This window comes from Bartonella sp. AS69XJJH (assembly GCF_042195585.1).
Lineage (GTDB): Bacteria > Pseudomonadota > Alphaproteobacteria > Rhizobiales > Rhizobiaceae > Bartonella.
This window is the reverse complement of sequence record NZ_JBHIOO010000062.1, coordinates 1-2,634: the sequence shown is the minus strand read 5'-3', so window position 1 is coordinate 2,634 and position 2,634 is coordinate 1. Positions and strand designations below refer to the sequence as shown.

General features: G+C 33.5%; 3 protein-coding genes. All 3 read left to right on the top strand.

Features of this window, described 5'->3' with window-relative positions; translation table 11 throughout:
• A partial coding sequence (locus tag ACFIK6_RS09470) for a hypothetical protein (protein WP_375642707.1) occupies nt 1-355 on the top strand: 355 nt, incomplete at its 5' end.
• A gap of 341 nt (nt 356-696) precedes the next feature.
• The gene (locus ACFIK6_RS09465) at nt 697-1,215 is read left to right on the top strand and encodes a Rha family transcriptional regulator (RefSeq protein WP_375642706.1); all 519 of its coding nucleotides are present in this window, start codon (nt 697-699) and stop codon (nt 1,213-1,215) included.
• Nucleotides 1,216-1,295: 80 nt separating this feature from the next.
• Nucleotides 1,296-1,736, top strand: a complete 441-nt coding sequence (locus ACFIK6_RS09460) for a hypothetical protein (RefSeq protein ID WP_375642705.1) — start codon at nt 1,296-1,298, stop codon at nt 1,734-1,736.
• Nucleotides 1,737-2,634: the final 898 nt, after the last annotated feature.

The window sequence follows — 2,634 nt, the reverse complement described above, 5'->3', positions numbered from 1 at the left end:
TATTTTGATATTTGCATCTTTTGGTTTGATAATAATAACAAATATTTTTGTAATTTTATGCAATTCTCATATTCCTTTTGAGTTGCAGAACAATCCAAAATATAAAGATGATGATACAACAGGTTGGAAGATATTAACACGTGATTTACAACAGTATATGCACAGACTTTTAAAGCTAATAAGTTTAGCACTTGTCGTTTTAATTTTTCCAAATAGTTATAGTGTATTTTGGTATTTAGATATCGTTTTTTGGTACTTTTTTTTAGTTTATTCATTCTTTCTCATGTTGCATACACGCAGTTTAATAAACATGTCCATTTACGCACTACATTTTTATACTAAAAACCAAAAGTAACATTTAAAAGCACTTGATATTCAATTAGGTAAATATCAAAATGAAAAAAAGTGAAAAAAATAAAAAATACGTATTGACTTTAAAAGGTCATTCTGTTAAACGAATCATTAAGTGCTAGAAACACTAAACATGTAGCGAATAGATTACGAAACAATCTTTTCCTGCTTCAAAATTTGGCTTTATTTTTATGCTATTATTGGCATATAACGATTTTGTCGGGTGTGGTTACGCTATACAATACCCTTATGGGAAAGGCGTGACGACGGACTACATGCCGTGTTTCTAGCGCCCGGCACTCTTTTAGAGTGTCAATAGAAACTTTAAACATGTAGGAGTTCCCTATGAACAATTTAGTAACAATCAACAATGCTGGTATTGCTGTCACAACTTCTTTGAAAATTGCAGAGGGTGTGGGTAATAGCCATGCTACTGTTATTAGATTGCTACGTAAAAATATTAAAGATTTTGAAGAGTTTGGAAGGGTTGGATTTGAGATCGTACCCTTTAAAACAAATGGCGGATGTCAAAAAAGAGAAATCGCAATCCTTAATGAATCACAAGCAACTCTACTGATGACATATATGCGCAATAATAATACGGTGCGTGCATTTAAAAAGGCGCTTGTTAAAGCTTTTTATGAATTAAAAAGCCAATCAAAAAATCATGATTTATTCTCTAGAGATAATGATTTATTTTCTTATGAAAGTTTAAAAGCTCCTGAGGGAATTGGTAAAGTTTTGGGAATGATTGCTGCGCGTTTATCGTATGTAAATGATCTACAAAAAGAGCTTGATCATTACAAATTGGTTACGACAGAAGCCAAGCGCGTTTTAACAAATGCTATCGTAAAAGCAGCGTAAAAAAGCAGCGGCGCGGGGGGCGCCTCCTTATAACCATTTCATTTAAAAATTTATTCAAATGTTAGATTAGGGAGCTACCTATGACCACTAAAAATGTATCCAAAAAATATGAACTTACTAATGAAACTACAGAAGTTAAAGACCATCTCTATGGTAGAGTTAGAACACTTTATCGCATTAGAGCTTTAAGAAGTTTTGGAGGTGTTAAAAAAGGAGATTTAGGGGGCTTTATTGAAAGTGAATACAACCTTTCTCACCAGGGTAATTGCTGGGTTGGGGACGATGCCAAGGTTTATAATGCTGCTATGGTTTGGGGGCATGCGAAGGTTTTTGAAAATGCAATAATTTGTGATGAGGCGTGTGTTAATGGGTTTGCAAAGGTTCATGGTAATGTACGTGCTTATGGGAATGCAATTATTGGTGGCAGGGCGCGTGTTTTTGGAGATACGCAACTTATTTTGGGGGCATGGGTTACAGGAAGAAAAGAGATTTCTACAGGTTTAATATCCTTTTGTAGATAGATAAAGACTGTAGAGGAATTGATTAAAGCGGCTGTGGCGTCTAAAAGATAGAATAAAAAAAAGCCGTGTCCTTATGAACGCGGCTTTTATATTCACAGGAGGTATATACATTTCACACTAAACACATATCACACAAAACGTGTAAAAACGCAAGCCTTAATACAAAAAAGCCGCATCAAAATGAATTGATACGGCTTTCATGATCAAAACAACTAGCGACCCCAATAAACGATTAAAATAACCAACCGAAATATAAGAGAACGTCTATTTATTGCACAAAACGTATCAAAACACAAGCTTTGATACATAAAAACCGTATCAAAATGAATTGATACGGCTTTTATATTCCACAACTAATTATAGATCAGGAGACTTAGTTATAAAAAAACCAAATAAAAAATCACATATTTTGTGTATAAATGCAAGTATATTTTTTCAAATTGCATCTTAAAATACATCATGCTATTCTTGACCCGCAGCGTTATTCTAGCGTTGCATTTTCGCCGTTCTTTAGGTTGAGAATACTCTTTAAAAATCGCTATAAAACAAAGCCGTGTCAGTTAATTTTGACACGGTTTTTGTATATTAATGCTTGTAACTTAATACATAATGTGCTATATCCTATGTGAAACTTGAGAAATTGTGAAAGCCTTGTTATGTATTTACGTAACGGGGCTTTCTTTTATGATAGGGGTTGGTTTTCTCTATTCCATTTGAAGCTAAATGCATTAAAGCCGTGCCAATTATCTTGACACGGCTTCTGTTTTGCAATGCATGACTGTTGTATTCTTATTCAAAAGTATACGAACGTCTCTTTATTACACAAAACGTATCAAAACACAAGCTGTTAAATAAAATAAAAATGGGATTCACACTGTAGATTCAGTGATTTATAATT

Coding starts and splice junctions, on each gene's coding strand:
- ACFIK6_RS09465 (WP_375642706.1), top strand. CDS start 697: ATGAACAATTTAGTAACAATCAACAATGCTGGTATTGCTGTCACAACT.
- ACFIK6_RS09460 (WP_375642705.1), top strand. CDS start 1,296: ATGACCACTAAAAATGTATCCAAAAAATATGAACTTACTAATGAAACT.